The 19,736-nt window shown below is 62.7% G+C and carries 19 protein-coding genes; 5 read left to right on the forward strand and 14 right to left on the reverse strand.

Annotation, left to right across the window (positions count from 1 at the left end; all coding sequences use genetic code 11):
* Positions 1-31: 31 nt before the first annotated feature.
* The 5 genes from PB2503_RS06100 to PB2503_RS06120 all read right to left on the reverse strand — a co-directional run bounded on the left by PB2503_RS06100 (position 32) and on the right by PB2503_RS06120 (position 6,824).
* Positions 32-2,530: a DUF4175 domain-containing protein gene (locus PB2503_RS06100; RefSeq protein WP_013300359.1), complete on the reverse strand. Its 2,499-nt coding sequence runs from the start codon at positions 2,528-2,530 to the stop codon at positions 32-34.
* Between the two features lie 54 nt (positions 2,531-2,584).
* The gene (locus PB2503_RS06105; protein ID WP_158305828.1) at positions 2,585-3,979 is read right to left on the reverse strand and encodes a DNA recombination protein RmuC; all 1,395 of its coding nucleotides are present in this window, start codon (positions 3,977-3,979) and stop codon (positions 2,585-2,587) included.
* Between the two features lie 88 nt (positions 3,980-4,067).
* Positions 4,068-4,862, reverse strand: coding sequence for a glutaminyl-peptide cyclotransferase (locus PB2503_RS06110; protein WP_013300361.1), 795 nt, complete (start codon positions 4,860-4,862; stop codon positions 4,068-4,070).
* Positions 4,863-4,896: 34 nt separating this feature from the next.
* Positions 4,897-6,018: a Rieske 2Fe-2S domain-containing protein gene (locus PB2503_RS06115; RefSeq protein ID WP_013300362.1), complete on the reverse strand. Its 1,122-nt coding sequence runs from the start codon at positions 6,016-6,018 to the stop codon at positions 4,897-4,899.
* Complete coding sequence (locus PB2503_RS06120) at positions 6,015-6,824, reverse strand: alpha/beta hydrolase (protein ID WP_049781992.1); 810 nt, start codon at positions 6,822-6,824, stop codon at positions 6,015-6,017. Before PB2503_RS06120 ends, PB2503_RS06115 begins: the two co-directional genes overlap by 4 nt.
* A gap of 43 nt (positions 6,825-6,867) precedes the next feature.
* Here PB2503_RS06120 and PB2503_RS06125 point away from each other — a divergent pair, with 43 nt between their 5' ends.
* The 3 genes from PB2503_RS06125 (at position 6,868) to infC (ending at position 9,740) form a co-directional block, all read left to right on the forward strand.
* Positions 6,868-8,025 (forward strand): glycosyltransferase family 4 protein, encoded by a 1,158-nt coding sequence (locus PB2503_RS06125; RefSeq protein ID WP_013300364.1) that lies wholly within the window; start codon positions 6,868-6,870, stop codon positions 8,023-8,025.
* A gap of 8 nt (positions 8,026-8,033) precedes the next feature.
* On the forward strand, positions 8,034-9,053 hold the full coding sequence (locus PB2503_RS06130) for a glycosyltransferase family 9 protein (RefSeq protein WP_013300365.1): 1,020 nt from the start codon (positions 8,034-8,036) through the stop codon (positions 9,051-9,053).
* 162 nt (positions 9,054-9,215) lie between these two features.
* Positions 9,216-9,740: a translation initiation factor IF-3 gene (infC, locus tag PB2503_RS06135; RefSeq protein WP_013300366.1), complete on the forward strand. Its 525-nt coding sequence runs from the start codon at positions 9,216-9,218 to the stop codon at positions 9,738-9,740.
* A 221-nt stretch (positions 9,741-9,961) separates the two neighbouring features.
* Here infC and PB2503_RS13895 read toward each other — a convergent pair whose 3' ends face one another.
* Genes PB2503_RS13895 through cysQ form a run of 3 tightly spaced genes read right to left on the reverse strand, consistent with a single transcriptional unit; the run spans position 9,962 to position 12,389 of the window.
* Positions 9,962-10,393, reverse strand: coding sequence for a gamma-glutamylcyclotransferase family protein (locus PB2503_RS13895; RefSeq protein WP_013300367.1), 432 nt, complete (start codon positions 10,391-10,393; stop codon positions 9,962-9,964).
* A 12-nt stretch (positions 10,394-10,405) separates the two neighbouring features.
* Complete coding sequence (queG, locus tag PB2503_RS06145) at positions 10,406-11,599, reverse strand: tRNA epoxyqueuosine(34) reductase QueG (RefSeq protein ID WP_013300368.1); 1,194 nt, start codon at positions 11,597-11,599, stop codon at positions 10,406-10,408.
* Positions 11,544-12,389 carry a 3'(2'),5'-bisphosphate nucleotidase CysQ gene (gene cysQ, locus PB2503_RS06150; protein ID WP_013300369.1) on the reverse strand — a complete coding sequence of 282 codons (846 nt, stop codon included), beginning with the start codon at positions 12,387-12,389 and terminating at the stop codon, positions 11,544-11,546. The genes queG and cysQ overlap by 56 nt, the downstream gene beginning before the upstream one ends.
* A 221-nt stretch (positions 12,390-12,610) precedes the next feature.
* Between cysQ and PB2503_RS06155 the strand changes: the two genes are divergently transcribed.
* The gene (locus PB2503_RS06155) at positions 12,611-13,795 is read left to right on the forward strand and encodes an NAD-dependent epimerase/dehydratase family protein (RefSeq protein ID WP_041534918.1); all 1,185 of its coding nucleotides are present in this window, start codon (positions 12,611-12,613) and stop codon (positions 13,793-13,795) included.
* A gap of 55 nt (positions 13,796-13,850) precedes the next feature.
* Here the strand turns inward: PB2503_RS06155 and PB2503_RS06160 are convergent, their stop codons facing one another.
* The 6 genes from PB2503_RS06160 to PB2503_RS06185 form a co-directional block, all read right to left on the reverse strand.
* Entirely contained in the window at positions 13,851-15,200 is a 1,350-nt protein-coding gene (locus PB2503_RS06160; RefSeq protein WP_013300371.1) for an MFS transporter, read from the reverse strand.
* A gap of 58 nt (positions 15,201-15,258) precedes the next feature.
* Complete coding sequence (ccmE, locus tag PB2503_RS06165; RefSeq protein ID WP_013300372.1) at positions 15,259-15,735, reverse strand: cytochrome c maturation protein CcmE; 477 nt, start codon at positions 15,733-15,735, stop codon at positions 15,259-15,261.
* Positions 15,736-15,847: 112 nt separating this feature from the next.
* Positions 15,848-16,600: a heme ABC transporter permease gene (locus PB2503_RS06170; RefSeq protein WP_013300374.1), complete on the reverse strand. Its 753-nt coding sequence runs from the start codon at positions 16,598-16,600 to the stop codon at positions 15,848-15,850.
* Positions 16,601-16,674: 74 nt separating this feature from the next.
* Positions 16,675-16,998, reverse strand: a complete 324-nt coding sequence (locus PB2503_RS06175) for a hypothetical protein (RefSeq protein ID WP_148235214.1) — start codon at positions 16,996-16,998, stop codon at positions 16,675-16,677.
* A 14-nt stretch (positions 16,999-17,012) separates the two neighbouring features.
* Positions 17,013-18,413, reverse strand: coding sequence for an MATE family efflux transporter (locus PB2503_RS06180; protein ID WP_013300376.1), 1,401 nt, complete (start codon positions 18,411-18,413; stop codon positions 17,013-17,015).
* A complete protein-coding gene (locus PB2503_RS06185) occupies positions 18,410-18,850 on the reverse strand; it encodes an ABA4-like family protein (RefSeq protein ID WP_013300377.1) in 441 nt (146 codons plus the stop codon). The genes PB2503_RS06180 and PB2503_RS06185 overlap by 4 nt, the downstream gene beginning before the upstream one ends.
* A gap of 130 nt (positions 18,851-18,980) precedes the next feature.
* Here PB2503_RS06185 and PB2503_RS06190 point away from each other — a divergent pair, with 130 nt between their 5' ends.
* The gene (locus PB2503_RS06190) at positions 18,981-19,598 is read left to right on the forward strand and encodes a TetR/AcrR family transcriptional regulator (RefSeq protein WP_013300378.1); all 618 of its coding nucleotides are present in this window, start codon (positions 18,981-18,983) and stop codon (positions 19,596-19,598) included.
* Positions 19,599-19,736: the final 138 nt, after the last annotated feature.

Genomic DNA, 19,736 nt, shown 5'->3' on the forward strand with positions numbered 1-19,736 from the left:
TGGCGGGCGCGACAACCCTCCCATCGGGGTGTCAGAACCGTTCAAGCAGACGTTCGTAATAGCGCCGTTCCTGTTGCGGCAGGGAGGGATCGGACAGTCGAAGCCGAAGCTCATCGGTGAGCGCCCTGATCTGCGCGGGATCGCCAAGAGAGGGGATGGTGATGCCGGTGGCGCCATATCCGCCGAGAAGCCGTCCGAGGGGGTCGCGTCCCTGCCCCTCGCCATCGGTGCGTCCTCTTAACGCCTCGCCGGGCTCCCCATTTGGGCCTTCCCGCCCGGCTGCGGCGGCGAGGGCGGCGTCGGCCAGGGCATCGGCCCCTTCGCGCAACTCCCTTATCGCTTCTTCCTGGAGGAACTGGCTGGCGGATACTTCCCCGCGCCGCAGTGCCTCGGCGGCCCCCCGCATGGCCTGGGCGGCTTTTCCGAACGCGTCGGCGGCGTTGCCCTCGGCGGGGGGAGAGCCCCCCTTAAGGGCGTCGGACAGCGCTTGGGTGGCAGCGGTCAGACTGTCCTGGTCAGTGGCCAATCCCGAGGCGGGCCGCTCGCCTCGTCGGGCGGCGAACCCCTCATCGGCGAGGCGCCGTTGTCGATCGATCAGATCTCCCGCTTGATCGAGGGGGCTTGGCTCCCCCTTGCCCTGGCTGTCTCCGCCCGACCCTGCCGCCTGTTGACCTTGGCCGCTGGATTGTCCCGCGGCGCCCGACGATCCTCCGGCGCCGGATCCGCTGCGAGATAATTGCATGTTTTCCAGCATCGCCTCGAGCTCCGCCAGCCGGGCTTGCGCTGCGGCATTGTCCCCCTGGCGGCGCAGGGCGGCAATTTCATTCAGAATATCATCGAGGTCGCGCGGAGCCACTTGCTCGGCCGTGCCCTCCGCTTCGGCGAAGCTGTCCTCTGACCCGGCGAGGGCGGCGAGATAGGCATTCATCGCGTCCCGCACATCCTCTACCAGGCGGTCGATTTCATCCGGGGTCGCCCCGCGCGACAGGGCATCACGGAGTGCTTGCTTTGCCGTGTCGAGGCGTTCCTTTGCACTGGTGATCGAGCTGTCTTCGAGCGCGAGGGCTAGAGGCCAGAAACTCTCGACAATCTCGTCGAGATGCTCACCCTCGCTCCGGTCAAGATCGTGAAAGGCACTGCGCAGCAGGAGATATTCGCTGGTATCGTCCGCAAAATTCTCCGGGGCAAAGGTCAGGGCCGCGAATAATTGCCGGGTCCGCCGCCAATGGGACGGGGCCAGGGACAGGCTTTGCCGCGCTTCGACCACGGTCCGCGACAGGGGGTTGAAGAACAGCCGCGAGGGCAGCACCAGAGGCATGGTGTCGGTGGTCGCCGTCTGCTTGGCGCCATCGGTGATGCGAACGGCCATATCGACCGGCAATCCGGCCCAGGCATGATCGGTGAGGTCGATTTCCACCCGCCGGGCACCCGGCGGTCCGACCAAGCCCGGCAAGGGAATTGTTGCGGACGATGCCGCCGGCGCCGGAGAGGGCACATCGCGCCCCCTCACCAGCGCGGCGTCCTCGTCTCGTAAGGTGAGCATCAGGTCGGCGGCGGCGGCGCCGTACTCATCGTCGATGTCGACGGAGAGGAGCACGCGCCGTCCGCCAACTGTGTCGGGGGGGGAGCTAAAGCGAATGGCGGGGGGGCGATCGGGCAGAGCCTGCAAGGGAATAATAAGCTCCCGCCCGAACCCTTTCAACGCAACAGCCATGGGCGCGTCGGCCACAAGCTGGGACGTGCCGGGCTCTTCATCGTCCGAAGCGGTTTCCAAACGGCGAATACCCGCTTCGGAGGCAATGCGTACCGCGAGGGAGGCGGGCCGTCCATCGAGATGACTGGCTTTCACCGTCAATTGGCTGCCGGCGGGGACCGCCGCCACAGGAAGTGTGACATCGGCCAAGGGGTCGTCACGCAGGAGGAAACGGGGCGGAAGACCTGTATATTCGGGGGGGGTGATCCAGCTATTGAGGACGATCGGCGTGTCATTGGCCTGGCCGGGCCAAACGGCCCCTGTCAGACGGTTCATGCGGTCCGGCCCGGCGATCACGAGCCCGGTCGCAAGCAGCAGGGCAGCCATGAAGCGGAGATTGAAGGGATCGGTACGGTCAATGATCGCTTTCGGGCCGCCCGCTCTCGCCGCAGCGACTTTCGCCGTCAATCGCGCAAGATGGGCGGACCAGAGTGCCTGGCTTGCTTGGTCGCCGCCGCCGAGAGGTTCGTCGAGGAGATCGGCAACCGTTCCTCGGGGCATGCCGCTGTCTTCTTCGAGGCGGCGCGAAGCGGCCTCCCAGGAGGGCAGGCGCATAAGGGACCGTAATCGAGCCCATTGCCACAGGATCGCGGTGAGGGTCGCTGCGAGGGCGGCGCCGTGCGCCCACCAGGGAACGACCTCCCAAACGCCGTAAAGCGCAAGGCCCATGAAAGCGGCGAGGATCGCGAAGGGCGGGACAAGCGCCGCATAGAGGCGCTCAAAGGTCAGGCGGCGATGGGCGCGCGCCAATTCCCGAAAGGGGGAGGCGGAGGTCATGGCGTCATCCTACCCATGATGGCCATAACGTCACCTTGCCATCTGGAGAGACGATCATGATAGGCGCCCGCGTTGTGGCGACCCCGGCTCGTCACTCTCCGATTTGGCAATCCGCGGCTGAAGATCGAGGGAGGGAACCCCCTCGATAGCTTTGTCCGTGCCCGGCATTTCGTAGTCGGCGAAGCGCCGCGCTCGCGGCAGGACACGGCTCTCCATATTCCCCACCAAACTATCATAATGCTTCACGGTCTGCGCGACGCTTTTCCCCAGTTGAAGGAGATAGGTGCTGGTTCCGCGCAGGGAGTCATAAAGGTCCCGCGCCAAGGCGGCGACCTCCCGCGCATTGTCCCCGGCTTTTTGCTGGCGCCAGGATTGGGCGATCGATTTCAAAATGGCCACCAGCGTCGCGGGGGTCGCAATCACAATATTTTTCTCCACCGCCTCTTGGAAAAGGCTGGGACGGGCCCCGATGGCGGCCGTGAAGAAGCTTTCCGCTGGCACGAAAAGGATCACGAAATCGAGGGCGTCATCCTTTTTGAGGGCTGCGGCGTAATCCTTGCCTGCCAATTGTTGCACATGGGTCCAGAGTGCTTTGGCATGGGCGGCGTGCGCCGCGTCTCGGCGGTCTTCGTCGCCGCCGCTTTCCACCGCCGTAAACCATTCGGCCATGGGCGCTTTTGAATCGATGGCCACCATCCTCTCTCCGGGGAGCCGGACGACCATGTCGGGCTGTTTGCGGCGCCCATCCTCATCGACGACGCCGAATTGCTCGTCGAAATCGCAATAGGGGGACATACCTGTCATCTCCACGACATTGCGCAAGGTGGTCTCTCCCCATCGTCCGCGTGTTTTAGGGCCGGCCTTGAGGGCGGCGGAGAGGGTTCGTGCCTCGGCCTGAACGGCGCTTGTCTGTGCGGCGAGGGACTGAATTTCTCCGGACAAATGCCCGCGCGCCTTGACCTGGTCCTCGCGCAATTCCTTCAACCCCTGTTCGTAGCGCGACAAGGTTTCTCGCATGGGCTTGAGAAGGTCACCGACCGAGCGCGCATATCCCTCTGCCTCGGCTTTGGCGCGTAGCTGCTGTTGATCGAAATTGGCTTTGGCTTCGCGCAGGAGACCATCGCTCGCTTCACGGAGCAGACGTTGGGAGAGGGATCGAAACCGATCCTCAAACCCGTCGCGCTCCTGCTGGAATTGTCGCTCTCGCTCTTCCAGTCGGGCTTGAAGCACCGCCTCGCGCCGCTCCGCCTCCTCCCGGCGCGACCGCTCCCGATCCCGGTCATCGCGTGCCGACAGCAACTCATCGCGCTCTCGACTGCAGCGGTCATAGGCCTGCCGCAGGGCGTCGCGCTCGCGAAGGCCCCGCCGCACGGAGAGCCGGAAATAGACGGCCGCCGCAATGCCGATGGCGGCAAGGAGGAGGGCGAGGGGAAACCAGAAAGACGACATCAGATCCATCACTCTAGTCTGACATGCTTTGCATGTTCGCGCAATGTTCTATTTCCCCCCATCTCTCGGAGGCGGCCTTCTCGGCGCCTTAGTCGCTGGGGAGCACTTTGATCTCATAGAGGTGAGCCCAATTCTTGCCGGTCACCATCAGACGCCCATTCTCTTCGTCATAGGCAATTCCATTCAGGACATCGTCATTCGGGTCGCGGCGGTCCGGTTCGAGGCCCCGGAGGTCGACAAGTCCCGTCGCGATCCCGGTGGCCGGGTCTATGCGGGCGATGAAGTCGGTGAGCCATATATTGGCCCAGATTTCCCCCTCGACCCATTCGAGCTCGTTAAGGCGCGTCAATGGCCGGCCATTGAGGGTAACGGCCAAACTGCCGATCGGGGCAAAGGTGGTGGGATCGAGGAAGCGGAGCCTATCCGACCCATCCGACAGGATCAGACGATCGCCGTCATAGGTCAGCCCCCAGCCTTCGCCGTCGATGGGGAAGCGGGATTTCAGATCGAAACTCTCTCTATCATGGACAAAGCCGATGCCGCTGCGCCAGGTCAGGGAGACGATATGGTCGCCGACCGCCGTCGACCCTTCGCCGAACACGGTCTCCGGCAAGGGGTGACGCTTCGCCTCAACCTCTCCAAGGCCGTGGCGGATCAGCGCCGACTGACCAACCCGTCCGGTACTCTCGTAAAGGACCCCATCGGCGAAGAAGAGCCCTTGGGTGAAATCCCTCCGGCCGTGGGGATGAACGGCTACCACCTCCACCGTGCTGACAGTGGGGCGGACAGGGGGGGCCTCACCGGCTGCCAAGGCCCCCTCTGCGGACTGGGCTCCAGTAAAAAGAAAGGCGAGAAGACCGAAAAAGGCGGGAGCAGAGATCATGGTCGTGGGTCCGATAGGCAAGGGAGGGGGCGTATCAGGTTCGCCATCTGAGAACCGCCGGTTCGAGAGGGTTGATGAACGCCTCCCCCTGGTCCTTTTCGGCATAGGCCCGTTTGAGCTTGAGATACCACTGCGCCAACCGATCCGGCTCTCCAAGATAGAGCATCGGGACATCCTGGCGCTGCAGATTGTCATTTTGAAGGCGGAGGATCCGTCCATCCTGTGACAGGAACCGGCGAGCCAGGGGGAGGGTCAACGGCTTAAGAAGGCTGAGCAGCGGCATGTCCCAGAAGAACATCTGGGTAATCACCGCGGTCTCATGCTCAAGCGGCGTGATCGCCGTTAATCCGAGAATGGTGTAGCGGTCGTTCTTGATCAGCTCGAACCGCAATCCCGGTAAGCGGAACTCGATTTCCGTGGTGGCCGCCCCGCCGATCAAACGATAGGCCCGTCCATTGCGTGAAGGACGGTGCGGTTTCATTCGAAACCCCATGGCTGTCGGCTCGTAGTCTTTGATCTTTTCAGCCGCCTCACCGGGGTCGCGCCAAAACCATTGGCGGTGGACGAATGGGGTATGGGCAGGGTCGACCAACCCGATCACCGCCTCATCATAGGGGCCTTCGGCTTGGGCGGTGATGACCATTTTCGGCCGGGCTCCCGGAACGCCGGGGGGCAGGGCCGGCGGGGGCGGTAGGGCGTCGCCGCTGTGACGGCCCGCCGGGATGAATATCCATACAAGCCCCCTTTCTTCGTGGATGGGATAATCCGCGACCTTGATTCCGTCCGCGCGGGCGGGGTCCTCGGCGCTGAGGGCGGGAACCTTGCGGCATTGTCCGCTGCTGAGGGCAAAGCGCCACCCGTGATAGGGACATTCGAGACAGGCCGTGCCGTCCTCGTCGACAATTCGGCCCCCAGAGAGCGGCGCGGCGCGGTGGGCGCATCGATCCGCCAGCGCGAACAAGGCGCCGCCGGGGTCGCGGGCGAAGACGATAGGACGGCCCATCAGGACCATCCGCTGCGGCTGTTTTGCGCTAAAATGAGAGGACAGCCCGGCAAAATACCAGATATCCGTGAGGGGGGCGCGGCCCCGGGCCCTGGCGAGGGCCGAGGCGTCCGCTGAGGTCGCGTCGGGGGCGGACAATGGGGGCTGGTTCATGACGCAATCTCAGCCATCGCGGTCAGCAGCGTGGCGATATCGCTGTCGCGCGACAGGCGATGGTCGCCGCCTTTGATAAACCGCACGATCATGTCCTCCGCCTCCAGATGGTCCGCGAGACGGAGGACATGCCCCGGGGGCACCACATCGTCGGCGAGACCTGAGAGGATGCGCACGGGACACCCTGCTTGGAGGGGGGCGTTGAGCACCCGGTGCTGGGCCCCATCCTCGAATAAATACCGCGTATAGATCATCACAAAGCCCTCATCGCCCGGGATTTCGAGCCGGCCTTCGCGCTGAAGGCGGGCCCAATCCTCCTCGCTCCATTGCGTCGGCGTCAGCTCGGTGGCGAAATCCGGCGCCGGCGCGATCAGCACCAGACCGGCAATCGGCACCCGCCGCCCCCGCAGGAGGAGGAGGGCGATCCACGCCCCCATGGAGGAGCCCACAAGGATTTGCGGCCCCCGGGTCAGGGCCGCGATGGCCGCCGCCGCATCCTCGGTCCATCGTCCAACGGCGCCTGCCTCGAAATCGCCAGGGCTTTCGCCGCATCCAGAGTAATCAAAGCGCAGCGAGTCGCGCCCCCGGTCGGCCGCGAAGTGTGCCATAGCCGTCGCTTTGCCGCCCAGCATGTCCGAGCCATAGCCGGGCAGCCACACAAGGCCGGGGCCTGTGGGCGCCCCTCGGGGCTGTCGCCGCCGATAGGCGAGGGGCCCATGGGGACCGTCGAAAAAGGCGGGCGCATCGGTGATCTTGTCGTCCATCTCTTGGGTGTCTACCGCAAGTCCGATGCGAGACAATCCCACGCCCCCGGCCGCCGCCCTTCAAGGAGGGTCTGATCCTCACGGAATGCCCGATCTTCGTGGAGTCACTGTGCTTCAGGTCATCCCGACGCTGGAGACCGGCGGGGCCGAGCGGACCACGCTTGAGGTGGGGCGGGCGCTGATTACGGCTGGGGCCCGGTCGCTTGTGGTTTCTGAGGGGGGCCCCCTGGTCGAGAGCCTTGTCGCCGAGGGCACCGAGCATGTCTCCCTTCCGGTGGCCAGCAAGAACCCATTGCTCCTGGCGAGCAACGGGACGGCCTTGCGCCGGTTGATTGCGGCGGAGGGGGTCGATCTCATTCATGCGCGGTCCCGCGCCCCGGCCTGGTCGGCCTTGATGGCGGCGCGCGGGGCGAAGATCCCCTTTGTCACCACCTATCACGGCATTTATTCCGGGCGGACGGCGCCGAAGCGTCTCTACAATTCCGTGATGGCCCGTGGCGATGCTGTCATTGCCAATTCCGCCTATACCGCGGCGGCGGTCGCGCGCCTTTATGGGGCGAAGCCCTGGTTTCCCCCCGCGGCGCGCTTTGTCACCATCCCCAGGGGGGCGGATCTCTCCCTCTTCGACCCCGACCAGGTCACCGCCGCGCAACGCGCCGCGGCATTGGCGGCCTTTGGGGGAGAGGGGGCGTTTCGGGTGCTGATGCCGGGGCGGCTGACATCGTGGAAGGGGCAGGAGGATGTGGTCGAGGCCGTGGCGCAGTTACGCCCCGATGGGGAACCCCCTCTCCGGGTTGTGCTGATCGGCAGTGCCCAGGGGCGGGACGCCTATGAGGACAGCCTTGAGCGCAGGATTTCCGACCTCGGGATCAGCGATATCGTGCATATCCATGGCCATTGGGACGACATGCCCGCCGCCTATGATTGGGCCGATGTGACCCTTTCGGCCTCTCGTCGGCCCGAAGCTTTTGGCCGCGTCGCCGTCGAGGCACAGGCGATGGGCTGCCCGGTGATCGCCACGGCCCATGGCGGCAGCCTTGAAACCGTCGACCCGGCCCATGGCGGCACCCTTGTGCCCCCGTCTGCACCCGACGCGTTAAGCGCGGCGTTGGCGCAAATGCTGCAACGCCCCCCTGCCGATCGAGAGGCCATGGGGGCGGTGGCCCGCCGCCGGATTTTGAGGGAATTCTCGATCGAAGCGATGACGTCAGCGACCTTATCGGTGTATAGGGCAGTATTATAGGGGACAGGATGGCTCGGCAGATGGCGGGAACCCGTATTTTGGTCATCAAGCAGGAAGGTCTCCGCCAGTTCGTCGAGGCCGAGCCTGCCTTCAGTACGATTCGGAAAAACCATCCCGACGCGCCGATCGACCTGCTGACGAGTCCTCTTTTCGGTCAATTGTCAAAAGGGGCCCCTTATTTCGATCGGGTCCTGGCGGCGGGGTCCTTTGCCGACAAGCCAGCCCAGAAGGAGCTGGCGGCGCAGCTGAAACGCATCGGATACGCCCAGATCTATGACCTCGACGGGACCCGCGCGACCTTGGACCTCAAGGGCCTTTTGGCGTCGCGGCGCGGCCCGAAATGGGTTGGCCCCCGCCGGCCGATCCTGCGGGCGATGTCGCGTGAGGCCGGGGGGGTCGCCGGCGGCGTGATGCGAAAGCTGCTGGCCGATGCCGATCTTGAGGTGGACGATCGCCTGCCTGACCTGCGCTGGGCCCTCAACGGCCGTAAGGATGCCGCCACCATGCGGCCCGAATGGTTCGGCATCAGCGGGCCTTTCGCCCTTATTTTGCCGTCCGAGTCGCCGGCGAAGCACTGGTCCGCCGACGCCTATGCCGATATCGCCAAGGCCTTGCGGGAAGAGGGGCTGTCAAGCGTCGTTCTGGGGGGAGAGCATCTTGCCCCCTTGGCGGCGGCCATCGCCGACAAGGCGGCGGAAAAGGGCCGGACGGTTACCGCCGCCCCCGCGGTCATCGACCTTACGGGCAAGGCCGACCTGGCCCAAATGACGATGCTGGCCAATGAATGTGCGTTCTTTGTCGGCGAATTGTCCGACACGCTGCATCTCTGCCTTGCCGTGGGCGTCCCCGGCGTCGTTGTGATGAGCACGCAGGAGACCGGCGACGACGATGGACTGTTCGGTCGCAATGTCGTCAAGGTCACCGCCGATCATCTCGATCAGATACGGTCGGATACGGTCATTACCATGCTTCGAAATATGGGGCTGATCGAAAAATCCATCCCCCAACTGGCCAGCGGGGGCCGTTGAGGGCCTATTTCCGGGCGACCTTTCGCGTTCGCGGAATTGAAACCTCTCTCGTCAACAGTTATTTTATGATGTGAGGGGTGGCGTCCGGGCCATCAATCTGGCCTATGCGGCGCCTCTCAACTATTTCGCTGGAGAAGGAAAAAGACCATCGCGCGCAGACCCATGAACGTGACCCCGCCTAAACAAACGGGGCCGCGTGTGAACGAAAAGATCCGAGCCGCCAACGTTCTCCTCATCGATGAAGAGGGTGAAAAACGAGGGCCAATGCCCCTGGAGGAGGCCCTCGGTCTCGCTACGGAAGCCAAGCTTGACCTCGTTGAGGTGGCGTCAGGAAACGACACACCGGTCTGCAAGCTCATGGACTATGGGAAGTTCAAGTACCAGCAGCAGAAGAAAAAGGCCGAGGCGAAGAAAAAGCAAAAAGTCGTCGAGATCAAAGAGATCAAGATGCGGCCGAATATCGATAAGCACGATTACGAAGTGAAGACGAAGGCCATGCGGCGCTTCTTCGACGAGGGTGACAAAGTGAAAGTCACCTTGCGGTTCCGGGGGCGCGAGATGGCCCACCAGGAACGGGGCATGGAGCTTCTCAATCGCGTCCGAGAGGATTTCGAGGGCACGACAAAGGTCGAGGCGATGCCAAAACTCGAAGGGCGGCAGATGATGATGGTCCTGGCCCCCCGCTAGGACGGGCCCGCCGCCACTTTCCGGCGCTTGCGCCCTCCCAAGGGCATCGACCCGCATCCATCGCCATGAAAAAGAGCGCCTTGAGCGCTCTTTTTCGAAGGCCCGAAACCGCCCGAGGGCATTTTCAAACGAAGGGGGCGCCGGTTCGTGTAAAGAAAAGGCGCCCAACAAAGACCTCAAGACGGTTTGCGACGGCGATTGACCTGGAACGGTCCAGGACGTCAGTCGCGCCACGCCCGCTTGCCGCTCACCTTCAGCCAATAGGCAAAATCGCTGGTGAGGATCCTTCGCGCCCCCTTGGGCCTTTCGGGATAGATGTAAGCCGTCGCCGTCAGGGCATCGCCATCGGGGCCGATCAGGTCGATCACGGCCCGACGATATTCGGATTGGCCGGGGCGAGAGGGCACCACATTCTCGAATTTGTCGAGGCGGGCGAGGTCGCTGTCCTCCCACTGGGGCCCCTTGGCATAGAGTGACCCGTGAACTGTCCCCGTCGCCCCTGGAATGAGGGCGGGGTATGCACCGCTCGGCCCCTCAATGGCAAAGAGTGTCCCCTTCGTCATTGCAGCGCCGAGAGGGGTGAGCTTTCGGGCGACTAGACGGCTTGCCGCATTGGAAAAGCCCGGTTGCAGCAGACCGTAAAAAAAGAACATGGGCCTCCCTCCTCAGACTGTCGTGCTATCGATCTCGGCCAGGACCTCGGGATCTTGCTCATGGGCCATTGCCGTCCTCAGCACGGTGTCGTCGCCGTCGAGCTGTCGCCACGCCCAGACCGCCATGGCCCGCACTGGGGGAGAGGGGTCTGCGAGCCGGGGCCGAAGGGCCGATCGCAAGGCGGCGTTGCCACTGTTCCCAATCGCAATCATCACATTACGGACGAAGCGGTCTCGCCCGATTCGTTTGACCGGCGATTTTCGGAAAAGGGCGCGAAAACCCGCATCGTCAAGAGCGGAAAGGTCGGCAAGCTGGGGCGCGCGGAGAGCCGCCCGCGGCAGGAACGCAGGCTCTTCCGTCGCCTTTGCGAATTTATTCCAGGGACAAACGGCCAGACAATCATCACACCCATAGATGCGATTACCCATGGCGGAACGGAGCGGCATAGGGATGGTCCCCTTATGCTCAATCGTCAGATAGCTGATACAGCGGCGCGCATCGAGCTGATAGGGCGCGGGAAAGGCATCGGTCGGACAAATATCGAGGCATTGGCGACACTGACCGCAGTGATCGGTCTCAGCCGAATCGGGGGGAAGCTCGATCGCAAGATAGATGACCCCGAGAAAGAGCCACGATCCATATGACCGGCTGACGAGATTGGTATGTTTTCCCTGCCAGCCCAAGCCGGCCTGCGCGGCCAGGGGCTTTTCGGCGACCGGGGCTGTGTCCACAAAAACCTTCAGATCGGTGTCGTAGGTCTGGCCGATCCACCGCCCCAGACGCTTGAGCCGCTTTTTAATCAGGTCGTGGTAATCGTCGTTTTGGGCGTAGACGGAGATATTTCCGAGGGAGCGCTGGTCGAGGCGCGCCAGGGGATCATCGCTCGGTCCGTAATTGACGCCGAGGACGATGACCGAACGGACTTCCGGCCATAATCGGCGAGGGGCGCTGCGTTGCTCTTGCCGATCCGCCAGCCAGTCCATCTCGCCATGATATCCTGCCTCGACCATTGCAGTCAGACCCTCCCCCATTTGGGGCGGAAGGGTCGGCGCGGTAAAGCGGCACGCCTCGAACCCTAAGGTGTGGGCCTCGGCTCGGATGGCCTGCTTGATCGAGGCGGCGTCGTCCCGCAGGGCGGTGCCGTCGACGTCAGGCGCCCCAGGCGATGAAGTGGGGGTTGTCGTAGTCCCGTTCGACTTTGCCATAGGTGAGGGGCCCCTGCTCTTCGCCATTTGCAAAGACGTGAACCCGGCCGCCCGCCGCTTTCAACACCGCATGGCCTGCGGCGGTATCCCATTCCATGGTCCGGCCCAGCCGCGGATAGACGTCCGCTTCTCCCTCTGCGATGACGCAGAATTTCAGCGACGATCCTGCGGATCTGATATCGCCGGTCTTCAGCTTTTGGAGCGCTTCGTCGGTTTCGGGGCTGCGGTGACTACGACTGGCGATCGCGATTCGACCATCGGCGGGAACATCCCGCGCCCGGATGGGCTCAGGCTCCCCAACCAGGGCGAACGGGCTCCCGCTGGCCTTTTGACGGATCGCCCCGTCGGGATCGCCGGCCCACAAAATGCCCTTGGCGGGGGCGAAGACCACGCCCATCACGGGGAGGCCGTCAACCACCAGCGCGATATTGACGGTGAATTCGTCCCGTTTATTGATGAATTCCTTGGTCCCATCGAGGGGGTCGACGAGAAAGAAGCGCGACCCGGCCTCGGGGATCTTCCCCTCACTTGCCGCCTCTTCGGCGATGATCGGGATCGAGTTGTCGAGCGCATTAAGACCTGCGGTAATGACCTCCTCCGCCGCTTGGTCAGCGGCGGTGACGGCAGAGCCGTCGGCCTTTTCCTGAACCTCGAAGGCGCGGCTGCGCACCTCCATGATGACGTCCCCCGCGGCAAGCGACAGGCGGATGAGATCGTCGAGGCGGGCGGTACTGGGAAGCGTGCTCATATTGCCGAAACTGGCGGAGGATCGCAGCAAAGGGAAGACCAAAAAGGACCTCGACGCCCCCAGGGGTACCCGCCAAACCGTGACTGTTTTATCCCGCTGAAAAGAAAAACGCCGATTATGGGGAGACTTCTCTCGGCAAATCCGGCAACCGCAGGACTTCAAGCTTGAAAAGACAAGATAGTCGGCCCTTTAGAGCTTGGCTTCTGTGGCCAGGGTCGACAAATTAGAGTCGCACGACGGGTAGAGTGATAGGATTTAAGTCAATGAAGGTAATGGTTCTCGGTGGGGACGGATTTTGCGGTTGGCCGACGGCACTGCATCTTTCGGCCCAAGGCCATGACGTAATGGTGGTCGACAATCTGTCCCGTCGGAAAATTGATGTCGAACTCGAAGTCGATTCCCTAACGCCGATCGCCTCCTTCAGCGACCGTATTGCCGCTTGGGAGCGTGTGTCCAACCACCGGCTAGAGTCCGCTATACTCGATGTCGCGAATGATTATGCGGGTCTCTATCAGACGATCGAGCGCTACGCCCCCGATGCCATCGTCCATTTCGCCGAGCAGCGGGCCGCCCCCTACTCGATGAAGACCGCAGCCCATAAGCGCTATACCGTCGGTAATAATTTAGGGGCGACCCATAATTTGCTGGCGGCCGTCGTTGAGACCGGTCGCGATATTCACATCGTTCATTTGGGGACGATGGGGGTTTACGGCTACGGAACCGCCGGCATGACGATCCCCGAAGGGTATCTCAAGGTGAAAATCGACGCCGGTGAAAACGGCGAGGTCGAGCAGGATATTCTTTATCCGGCTGATCCGGGGTCAATCTACCATATGACGAAAACCCAGGATGCGTTGTTCTTCTACTACTACGCCAAGAACGACAAACTCCGGATCACGGATCTTCATCAGGGGATCGTGTGGGGCACGCAGACCGCAGAAACCCGTAGGGACGAGGAATTGATCAATCGCTTCGATTATGACGGCGATTACGGCACGGTTCTCAATCGCTTCTTGATGCAGGCGGCGATCGGTTATCCGCTCACGGTCCATGGCACTGGGGGGCAGACGCGCGCGTTTATCCATATTCAAGACACGGTCAAATGTGTCGAACTCGCCATCTCCAACCCCCCTCAGCGTGGGGACCGGGTCAAAATTTTGAACCAAATGACGGAAACCCGTCGCGTGCGCGATCTGGCGCAAATGATCAGTGACAAGACGGGTGTCGACATCGACCAGGTCAAAAATCCGCGCAACGAGGCGCCGGAAAACGAATTGCGGGTCGAAAATAAGCAGTTCCGTGAATTGGGCCTTAACCCCACCACCCTCGATGAGGGGTTGATGGAAGAGGTGACGGAAATCGCCAAGAAGTACGCCCATCGGTGCGACAAGCGCCGCATTCCTTGCGGATCCTACTGGACCCAAGGGGGGCGCGCCGAACGGCTCTAATCGGGGCCTTATCCCCCTGCCCAAATCGAGACCGTCTCGTTATCGACCGGCGGCCTTAGGCGCCATCTTCGAAATGCGGCGTGATGACCTCACCGCTGAAGGGGGGGCGCTCGCCGGCGGGTAAGCGTCGTCCGAGGAACACCATGATTCCGAGAACAATCGCCTGGGCGATGATCAGGACGAGGAACAGGTCCCGGGCATCGATCCCAGCGGCGAGAATCGGGATGACCATCACCCCGCCGAGGGTCGAAAAAGCGCCATAGGTCATATTCGCCGCCCCCATGATCTTTGCTCGCCGTCCGTCCGGGGCGCGGGACTGCACCGCCGCGAGGAGCGGGATCATGAAAAAGGCGTTGCCGACGGAGAAAAAGATCAAGGCCAACAGCAACACGGAATTGGACGGGGAGAGAAGACCCTCCGGCGGCATGTCAAAATCGGCTGTGACGATCCAAATCATCAGTGAGCATATAATCGTAATGAGAAGCCCCGCCGCTGAGAGAAGGAAGGGGCGCGTCATGCGGCCCGAGATGACCCCCGCCGCGATAGAGCCAAAACCGGCCCCGATGAGAGAGACGACCAGCGTTGTTGTGATCGCCGCCTCATCACCGCCCAGCGTATCGTTGACGAAATTGGGGAGGAAGGCGAGGGTCATGGCACCGACCAGCCAATACCAACCAACGCCGATCATCGGGAAAAGAACCCCATCGAGGCGTCTTACCTCCGCAAAAAGACGAATGGCCACGATAGGGATGTTAAAATCAATTTTTCGGTTCGCCGGCGCCGGAACCTTTGGACAGAACAGCGCGAGAAGGAGTCCGCTCAAGGCGGCGGCGACGAGAATACAAGAAACAATGGTTCGGCCCCCGTCCTGCCCAACGAAATATCCGCCAATGCCGATCCCGGCGATGATCGCCACAAACAGCGCAGCATTATAATAACCGTTCGCGCGGTGCAGGGCCCGGCCGGGATAATAGTCCGGCATCAAAGCATTCCGAACAGGACTGAAAAAGGCCGACTGGCTTCCCATCAGGAAGAGGCAAGAAATCAGGAACAGCCCATTGCCAAGCGCAAAGGCAAGAGCGGCCATGGCCATCAGGATCAGCTCAATCCCCTTCAGCAAACGGACCAATTGATGACGAGGGACGATGTCGGCGAGTTGGCCCGATAAAGGGGAGAACAAAAAGACCGGCAAGGTGAACATGACGGAGACAACACCGCCTGCGTAAATGCCAAGCCCACCAGGGAGGAGAAAAGCTTCGGCGTCCGCCCCGGCCAGGGCAGCGCTATAGACGGCGATAATGGTCGCCTGTCGCAGGGTGTTATCGGCAAACGCGCCAAAGGTTTGGGCCCCGAAGAGAGGCCAGAAGCGACGCGAAAAGGAGGCCGTCGAAGCAGTTGTCGTCATACGGGCATTACTTTCCTCCCCCCGCTGACGGATCGCACCTGGCAGCGCGCGACCCCCCTTATTGTCGGCGGCTTTCGATATATTTTTCGTATTCGCCAGTGGCTTTCAGGGCGTCGGCCACTTCAGGGGCCATATAATTTTCATCGTGGCGGGCCAACACCGTCTCGGCGATGAAGATACCCTGATCATTGAGGGTCCCCTGAGCGATCACCCCATCGCCTTCGGCGACGAGGGCGGGAAGGGATCCATCGAACTCTACCGGGACGGCCGCGACGCCGTCGCTGACGGTGAAAGACACGGTGGTCCCTTCGCCCCGTGAAAGAGACCCTTTCTCGACAAGCCCGCCAAGGCGAACTTCTCGATCACCGAGCATTTGCGGGCTGGGAAGGGCGGAGGGGCCATAGAAATAGACTTGCGTACGAGAAAGCGCGGTGAGGGCCAGAGCCGTGGCGCCGGCGAAAGCCGGTAAAACGATACCAAGGATCAGGAGACGCCGTTGACGTCGGCGAAAAGGGGATGGAGCAGAGCGTGTCATTCTTTGTCCCCTTGCGCTTCAAGCACTGCGTGAAGACAGAGCCCCCCGATGGTGAGGGCGGAAAGTAACCAGCTCGCCGCGATAAAGGGGGTTGGGTCAAGGGAGAGCGGCATTACGACGCTGCCTCCAACCGGACGGTGGCCGGACGCCGCGCGGGCGCCTCGCGCTGCCGCTGACGGCGAATGGCCGTCCTTGTGCGGAGAAGGGTATAGGCGGCGCTGATTGCCGCATATCCAAGCGTCATGGAGAGGAGGGGCCACAGCATTGAGGCAGGCATTGAGGGACCCCCTTCGCGAATGACGGCCGCTTTCTGGTGCAGGCTGTCCCACCAGTCGACGGAGAATTTGATAATCGGCAGATTGATGGCGCCCAACATGGCGACCAGCGCCGCCATGCGCGCCGCTTGGACCGGATCCTCAAACGCCATCCAGATGGCGATATATCCCGCATAAAGGAATAGGAGGATCAACATCGATGTCAGACGGGGATCCCAGTCCCAATAGACCCCCCAGGTCACCTTTCCCCAAAGGGCCCCGGTGACCAGCGCCAGTGCCGTGAAAGCCAAGCCGATAGGGGCCGCCACCCGGGCGGCAATATCGGCGATGCGATGGCGCCAGACATAGCCGACAAAGCTGGCCACCGCCATGAGCGCATAGGTCTGGAGGGCCAGCCACGCTGCGGGGACATGGACATACATCATCCGCACCGCCTCCCCCTGTCGGTGGTCAGGAGGCGAGAAGAAAAAGGCCATCATCGTGCCGATGCCAATGCCAATGACCCCCAGCGCCCAGGCTATGGGGACAATCGGTTTCGTCACCCGCATAAAAACGGCGGGATTGGCCAACAGCGATAGATGACGTGCCATGGCGGCTATTTAGCGACCGAGGGGGCAGAACGCCACCGGCCACGGCCACGCCATCGTATGGGCGAAGATGGGCGTTAGTCGGCGCCCTGTTTATTGAGGGCGCCATCGTCGACAGTGTAGCCCTCCTCAAGCTCTTCGGGATGCGCAAGGCGCCCCTTTGGATGGGCGTCGTCGCCGTCCGGCTCAGTCGACATGGGCCCTTTGTCCGCCTCATACGTCTCAGGCCAATTGGGGGCCCGGCCATCTTCTGGCGTCGTAACCAGCTCAGTGTCCTCTCGCAGAATACCCCGATCAGGGGTGGGGCCTGGCACATCCGCGGTCTTGCGAAAGCCCGGTTCAGTTTCACCTCGCTGATGGTTGCGGTCCTCGATTTCCTGCGGGTCGGTGCGATCAGTCATCCTCTGCTCCAAAATCATCTCCACCATAATAGTGCAAAGGGGCGATCGATGGTTCCGCCGGTCTCCTCTCTGACCAGGCGCGGCCAGAAGTAAAGAAGCCCCCCGGCCCGCGCCAAAAGGAACACACTAAAGGCCATCCACAGGCCGTGATTGCCCGCGAAAGGGCGGAGCAGCATGATCCCGATAACGTAGAGAAAGACGGCGAAGAGGACGGAATCCCGCAATTCCCGTCCGCGTGATGCCCCGACATAAAGGCCATCCAAATAAAAGGCGGGCGCCAGCCATATCGGGCTGAAAGCGACCCATCCATAATAGGCTGCGGCCGCGTGTCTCACCGGCTCGGCGCGTCCCGAGGGAAGGGTCAGATCGAGGAGGAGCTGTTCGCCGACAAGCAGGAGGACGACAAGGCCAAGGCTGGCCATCAGCGTGAGGCGGAGCGTGGCATTGACGGCCACCCCGAATGCCTCAGCGCCGCCGCGGCGACCGAGGGCAGTGCCGATCAGGCTTTCTGCGGCAATCGCGGGGCCGTCCAGCAACAATCCCGCGGTCAGCACGATCTGCATGAGGATTTGGTTTGCGGCGAGGACTGTGTCCCCGAACGCCGAGCCCGCCCTCACAAAATAAACGAAGGATGACGCCAGGATGAGGGTCCTCAGGAAGAGATTGCCGTTGAGGGCAAGAAATCGATCGATGCCTTCAAGGGGCGCTCTCCAGGGCCAGTGGGAAAGCGAGGCGCCGCGCTGGGCCAGGGTGAGGAGAACGGCGCCGCCGAATAGGAGGGCGCCGATGGTTTCGGCCAGAGCCGTTCCGACGGCGATCCCCGTTATTCCCCAATCGAGAACCAAGACGAAGAGGATGTCGAGCACGGCATTGAGGACGGTCATGGCCACGGTCACCGCCATCATCAGGCCGGTTCGTCCCTGGCCGGTGAGCCAGCCAATGGCGGCGTAGCTGGCAATCGCCGCGGGGGCGGCGATCAGACGGATCCCGAGATAGTCCACGGCGGCGGCGGTCGCCTGGGGAGAGATGGCGTCATCGGCGAGAAGGCCCGGGGCGAAGGCGGCGAGTAGCGGCCTGATGAGAAGGAATACCCCGCCAAGGACAGCGCCGAGCAGCACGCCTTGAATCAAATGGCGTTTCAGCCCCGCCTCATCGTCATCGCCATGACTGCGCGCCGCCAACCCCGCGAGGCTCATGCGTAAAAAGCCAAGGGGCCAATAGAAGAGTGATATCACCGCGCTAGCAAGCGCGACCCCGGCAATTTCCGCAGGACCCGCCGCCCGGGCCAGTACCGCCGAATCAATCAACCCAAGAAGCGGCGTGATCATGGCCGCAAGGCTCGCCGGCCAGGCAAGCGAGAATGCCTTGGGCAGGAGCGCCGATGGGGTGAGAGAGGGGCCGGCGGCCTTCGTCATGGACGGGGGACCCCACGGCTCCACAGGGTCCGGCCAATGAGATAGACAAGGAGGCCCAGGGGACCTGCCATAAAGGTGAGCAAGAGACTTGGCACGAGCAGCCAGCGGGGCAGACCGATCGCCCGGGAATCCCGCCCCTCCCATGCGCCGACGAACAGATCGAAAGCCAGATAGTGCAGCCATGCCGCGAGGGCGCCTGCACCCTGCGCTTGCCCAAATAGGGCCTCGACGGCCGCAAGGCTTGAAAAGCCCGCCTCCTCGGGGAGGCCCGACTGCACCACACTTGTGAGCAGCAGGACATAGGCCATCGCCAAAAGGCCGGGAATGATGACCCCCGCCAGGCGCTGCGTGACCCCCCATCCGGGGCGGAGGAGGAGGGCGATCCAGCCCACCAGCACAAAGGCATTGGCGAGGCCGAACAGAGTGTCGAGAGACATAAGGAAGCCTTTCTCGCGCGGGGCTATTCGGTCTATGAGAGGGGCGAAGGAGACGGACAGCTTTGGCCGATAGCGTCGCCAAGCTACCCGCCGATCTAGACATGGTCTAGTTTCACCGGCAAATAAGGGTATGTCCGACACGCTGCCCCCCCCAGACGCACGGCGATATCATCATGGCGATTTGCGGAATGCGGTGATCGATGCGGCGCTGGCCCTTCTTGAAGAGAAAGGCGTCGAAGGAGTGACCTTGCGCCAATGTGCGGCCCGTGCCGGGGTCAGTCATGGGGCACCGGGGCACCATTTCGGCGATTTACGCGGCGTGTTGACCGCCATTGCGATTATTGGGTTCGAGCGTCTCGTTGTCAGTATGGAGCAGTCGATGATGCGGGCGGCGGTGGAGGATCGCGTGTCGGCCCTTGGCGCCGGTTATGCGCGGTTTGCCCTCAATAATCAGGCCCATTTCTCGTTGATGTTTCAGCTCGACCGGATCCGCCCCGATGACCCAGAATTTCTCGAAGCGTCGGGGAAAGCGTGGCAATTGTTCGAGCGGGAAGTCATCCGCCGGTTTGGCCCCCGGTCCGACATCAAACGGGTCCGGGACATCCTTTGGGCTGCCACCCATGGGCGTGCCTCATTGATGATCAGCGGCCAAATGAAACGCCCCGAGAATCTCGAGGCGGACGCGAAATTGCTATTCGATACATTTGTGACAACGCCTCCGCCGAGCGAAGGGGAGTTTGGCGCCTGAGCCAGCCGCAGCGCTTGGCACTCTCGACCGTAATGGCGCCCCCGCCCGGAGGACGGACAGCACATCCGATGAGGCGCCGCCGCCGTAAAGCGGCGGGGATCGGTCACTGAGCCGCAGATCGTGCTGTGCAGAGTCCGA

It is taken from the genome of Parvularcula bermudensis HTCC2503 (assembly GCF_000152825.2).
In the GTDB taxonomy this organism is placed as follows: domain Bacteria; phylum Pseudomonadota; class Alphaproteobacteria; order Caulobacterales; family Parvularculaceae; genus Parvularcula; species Parvularcula bermudensis.

What these genes read in the sequence shown, in the direction of transcription:
- PB2503_RS06100 (WP_013300359.1), bottom strand. Translation starts at nt 2,530, where the DNA reads ATGACCTCCGCCTCCCCCTTTCGGGAATTGGCGCGCGCCCATCGCCGC.
- PB2503_RS06105 (WP_158305828.1), bottom strand. Translation starts at nt 3,979, where the DNA reads ATGTCGTCTTTCTGGTTTCCCCTCGCCCTCCTCCTTGCCGCCATCGGC.
- PB2503_RS06110 (WP_013300361.1), bottom strand. Translation starts at nt 4,862, where the DNA reads ATGATCTCTGCTCCCGCCTTTTTCGGTCTTCTCGCCTTTCTTTTTACT.
- PB2503_RS06115 (WP_013300362.1), bottom strand. Translation starts at nt 6,018, where the DNA reads ATGAACCAGCCCCCATTGTCCGCCCCCGACGCGACCTCAGCGGACGCC.
- PB2503_RS06125 (WP_013300364.1), top strand. Translation starts at nt 6,868, where the DNA reads ATGCCCGATCTTCGTGGAGTCACTGTGCTTCAGGTCATCCCGACGCTG.
- PB2503_RS06130 (WP_013300365.1), top strand. Translation starts at nt 8,034, where the DNA reads ATGGCTCGGCAGATGGCGGGAACCCGTATTTTGGTCATCAAGCAGGAA.
- infC (WP_013300366.1), top strand. Translation starts at nt 9,216, where the DNA reads ATGAACGTGACCCCGCCTAAACAAACGGGGCCGCGTGTGAACGAAAAG.
- PB2503_RS13895 (WP_013300367.1), bottom strand. Translation starts at nt 10,393, where the DNA reads ATGTTCTTTTTTTACGGTCTGCTGCAACCGGGCTTTTCCAATGCGGCA.
- queG (WP_013300368.1), bottom strand. Translation starts at nt 11,599, where the DNA reads ATGGCAAAGTCGAACGGGACTACGACAACCCCCACTTCATCGCCTGGG.
- PB2503_RS06155 (WP_041534918.1), top strand. Translation starts at nt 12,611, where the DNA reads ATGAAGGTAATGGTTCTCGGTGGGGACGGATTTTGCGGTTGGCCGACG.
- PB2503_RS06160 (WP_013300371.1), bottom strand. Translation starts at nt 15,200, where the DNA reads ATGACGACAACTGCTTCGACGGCCTCCTTTTCGCGTCGCTTCTGGCCT.
- ccmE (WP_013300372.1), bottom strand. Translation starts at nt 15,735, where the DNA reads ATGACACGCTCTGCTCCATCCCCTTTTCGCCGACGTCAACGGCGTCTC.
- PB2503_RS06170 (WP_013300374.1), bottom strand. Translation starts at nt 16,600, where the DNA reads ATGGCACGTCATCTATCGCTGTTGGCCAATCCCGCCGTTTTTATGCGG.
- PB2503_RS06175 (WP_148235214.1), bottom strand. Translation starts at nt 16,998, where the DNA reads ATGACTGATCGCACCGACCCGCAGGAAATCGAGGACCGCAACCATCAG.
- PB2503_RS06180 (WP_013300376.1), bottom strand. Translation starts at nt 18,413, where the DNA reads ATGACGAAGGCCGCCGGCCCCTCTCTCACCCCATCGGCGCTCCTGCCC.
- PB2503_RS06185 (WP_013300377.1), bottom strand. Translation starts at nt 18,850, where the DNA reads ATGTCTCTCGACACTCTGTTCGGCCTCGCCAATGCCTTTGTGCTGGTG.
- PB2503_RS06190 (WP_013300378.1), top strand. Translation starts at nt 18,981, where the DNA reads ATGTCCGACACGCTGCCCCCCCCAGACGCACGGCGATATCATCATGGC.